This window comes from Acinetobacter sp. UBA3025 (assembly GCF_002367915.1).
Lineage (GTDB): Bacteria > Pseudomonadota > Gammaproteobacteria > Pseudomonadales > Moraxellaceae > Acinetobacter.
This window is the reverse complement of the sequence record NZ_DFDO01000218.1, coordinates 3,991-7,423: the sequence shown is the minus strand read 5'-3', so window position 1 is coordinate 7,423 and position 3,433 is coordinate 3,991. Positions and strand designations below refer to the sequence as shown.

At 43.1% G+C, this 3,433-nt stretch carries 3 protein-coding genes and 1 pseudogene; 1 reads left to right on the top strand and 3 read right to left on the bottom strand.

The window, feature by feature from the left end; all coding sequences use genetic code 11:
• The 3 genes and pseudogenes from B4J23_RS09210 to B4J23_RS09200 all read right to left on the bottom strand — a co-directional run.
• A pseudogene (locus tag B4J23_RS09210) lies at positions 1–332 on the bottom strand (nicotinate phosphoribosyltransferase); the annotation flags it as partial.
• Between the two features lie 128 nt (positions 333–460).
• A complete protein-coding gene (locus B4J23_RS09205; RefSeq protein ID WP_004781421.1) occupies positions 461–988 on the bottom strand; it encodes an ankyrin repeat domain-containing protein in 528 nt (175 codons plus the stop codon).
• Positions 989–1,174: 186 nt separating this feature from the next.
• Positions 1,175–2,689 (bottom strand): catalase, encoded by a 1,515-nt coding sequence (locus tag B4J23_RS09200; protein ID WP_004781420.1) that lies wholly within the window; start codon positions 2,687–2,689, stop codon positions 1,175–1,177.
• Between the two features lie 227 nt (positions 2,690–2,916).
• Between B4J23_RS09200 and dtd the strand changes: the two genes are divergently transcribed.
• Positions 2,917–3,357 (top strand): D-aminoacyl-tRNA deacylase, encoded by a 441-nt coding sequence (gene dtd / locus B4J23_RS09195; protein WP_004781418.1) that lies wholly within the window; start codon positions 2,917–2,919, stop codon positions 3,355–3,357.
• Positions 3,358–3,433 lie beyond the last annotated feature (76 nt).

Here is a 3,433-nt window from a genome sequence, read left to right as displayed (position 1 = left end):
GTAATATCCAGGCGGCCTTCATTATCGATGGTGGCCTTAATAAAACGGCGTTTGAGCTGGAATAGTTCCAGATAATCCACAAAATCGCTTTTGATAAAACGCAGGCTGCGTAAATATTGTAATTCGTCTTCTTTAAATTTGAGCTGACACAGCAAATCCAGTTGGTGATTCAAATCATCCAGAATATCCGTCAGCGGATATTCCGTATCTTCCAGGTTGCGACAACGGAAATGATAGACACTATGCGTTTGTGGAAACTTGTGTAATACCACTTGTAGCATGGTGAATTTATACAAGTCAGTATCTAACAAAGAGTGGATAATTGGAGCCATAACTAAGGGAAATATCGCTGTGCTTATCCCGCATTAAAGCACAAAAGTTTAGGCAATATTGCAGGATTTACGTACAGCTAGCTGAATTATCGACAAAAGTTCAAGAAAATAAACTGCTTCCTGCTCGGTTATTTGACTGCTTTCAGCCCGTTTTCCTGTTCCTTGATAATTTTCTGTAGCTGCTTTTCCTGACCGATCACCTTGGCAAATTCAGCTGTGGTTTTTTGCCCGGTTTTCTTGGCTTGGGCATCACAGTCTACCTGACGCAGCTGTTTTGCAATGGCAAATTCCATTTTAAACAAGGCGCCCATCAAGGCCGTATTGCCACGGTTGTCCCGGGCGCAGCGGTCTGCCCCTTTGGCCAGTAAGGTGGTCACAATATCCTGATGGCCATAATAGGTCGCCATCATCAATGGGGTATAACCATCTTGATTACGTACATCGACTGGAAAGCCATGTTTTAAAAATTCATTGATCACTTCGCTATTGCCGATTTTAGCAGCAGCAAAAAACAGATCGATCAATTCCTGTTGTGAGGCCATCTGAACGCTTGCCGCAGTTTTTGCAGGGGAGACATTCTTCACTTCAGCAGCAGTTGCGAATGCGGAGCTAAAGGCAAGAATACTGGCTAAAAATGCATATGGCAGAACTTTCATGATGAACTCCAACAGAAATCGAAAGGAAAATTTAAGTCTTGAAAGACTCAATTGACCTGAGATGAAATAAAAAACGGAGTGCCTGTAAAACTCCCCCTAGGGTGCAGGAAAGGTTTGGAGTATTACAGGACTTTTTGGAGGTGATGCGCTATGCCCTAGTCACCAGTTCCTCAAGACCAATCGGAATTAGTCTTTTAATTTTGCAGCTTTGGCCTTAACGATGGCGATGTCGCCATTTACAGCTTTGGTCATACGCATACCGTAGTCCGCATCTGCCTTATAGAAGTAAGACAACATAATGTGCTTGGTTTCTGAATCTTTGACATTGCCTAAGTCAGCCGCCAGATTCATGATTAGGTCATCTTTTTCTTTGGCAGTATAAGAGCGGTAAAGTTCACCGGCTTGCTTAAAGTTTTGCTCTTTAGTACCGATCTGCTGAACATGACCAGTCAATGGAGTTTCAACTGCACGCGCTTTTTCAGTCGCCGGTTTAGGCTCTTTACGGCTTGGCTCGTAGTTCACATCAGAGTCACGTTCAGACACATTCATGTGACCTTCCTGGTTGTTGTTGTTCACATTCACCACAGGACGGTTTACCGGAATTTGCTGATGGTTCACACCTAGACGGTACATTTGTGTATCTGAATAAGAGAAGATACGGCCTTGAAGCAAACGGTCTTCAGAGGGTTCGATACCTGGTACCAGATTACCTGGTGCAAATGCAGCCTGTTCAGTTTCATTGAAGAAGTTCTTCGGCATACGGTTCATCGTCAATGTACCGACTTTTACTTCTGGAACCAGATTGGTTGGCCAGATTTTGGTTGGATCTAGCGGATCGAAATCAAAGCTGTTCAGATCTTTAGGATCAAGCACCTGAATATATAGATCCCATTTCGGGAAATTACCTGCATAGATGTTGTTATAAAGATCGTTGGTCAAGTGGTTGAAATCTTTACCTTGTTGAACAGCCGCTTCTTTGACGTTCAGGCCCTTCACGCCCTGTTTAGAGCGGAAGTTGAATTTTACGTACTTGTATTCGCCTTTGTTGTTATACAGTTTGTAGGCATGTACACCGAAACCGTCCTGTTCGCGGTAGCTGGTTGGGACACCTTGCTTGCCATAAACATAAGTCAGCATGTTGGTTGCCCAAGGCTGGCTAGACAAGAAGTCAAACACACGGTTGGCATCTTGTACATTTGTGACCGGGCTTGGTTTCATCGCATGGATGAAGTCCGGGAATTTAATCGCATCACGGATAAAGAAGACTGGCGTCTGGTTACCGACTAAGTCCCAGTTACCTTCCTGAGTATAGAATTTGATGGCGAAACCGTGAGGATCACGTAGGGTTTCTGGTGAACCTTTACCATGAATGACGGTAGACATGCGCACAAAAACTGGAGTTTTGGTACCGGCCTTAAATAAAGAAGCAATTGTTAAATCAGACAGATCTTTCGTAGTAACGAATTCACCATAAGCACCTGTACCACGTGCGTGAACCACACGTTCAGGAATGCGCTCACGGCCAAAACGTTGCAGTTTTTGAACCAGTTGTACATCTTGCAACAAAGTTGGACCTTGTGGACCCGCAGTGATCGAGTTTTGGTTATCACCGACAGGTGCCCCGTTATCTTTGGTTAATGGCGCAGCTTGTGCAGCTGTCACCGTTGCAAGCATTGCAACAAGTAATGAGCGCTTAAACATTTCTAAATCTCTCAATTTAATACCTTTCCTGCATGCAGCTAAGATACTTGAGAGCGAAAAATAGATAAAACAGATAATTTTTATTATTATGATCGTGTTTTTAGATAACTTAAAATATTATCAATGATAATCAATAAATTAAGCCCATTTTTTAGACATTAACTTAATAATAGATGAGTCTGATCTTGCTACAATGGCGGCAATTTTGAATCTGACTGAAATTGATTATGCGTGCATTATTACAACGGGTACTCGAAGCCAAAGTCGTGGTCGATGGTGAAACCACCGGAGAAATTGGCAAAGGTATTCTGGTTTTTCTGGGCTTAGGTAAAGCAGATAATCTGGAAAAAGGCAAAAAACTGATTGATAAAATATTGAAATATCGCTTCTTTGATGATGAGCAAGGCAAGATGGGCTGGAATGTCAGTCAAGCCAATGGCGGTTTACTGCTGGTGTCCCAATTTACCTTGATGGCGCAAACCCAAAAAGGCTTACGTCCAGATTTTGGTCCAGCCATGCCGCCAAGCGATGCCAAGGCCTTATATGAACAGTTGGTCGAATATGCCCAAAGCCAGTTCGACAATGTACAAACCGGTATTTTTGCAGCTGATATGAAAGTGCATCTGGTCAATGATGGACCGGTAACGTTTAATCTGGAAGTTGAATAAACCGTCATTGTTTCAGAATGAAAAAAGCCCTCTAAATGGGGGCTTTTATATGATAATCCTCCCCGACCCCCTCCTA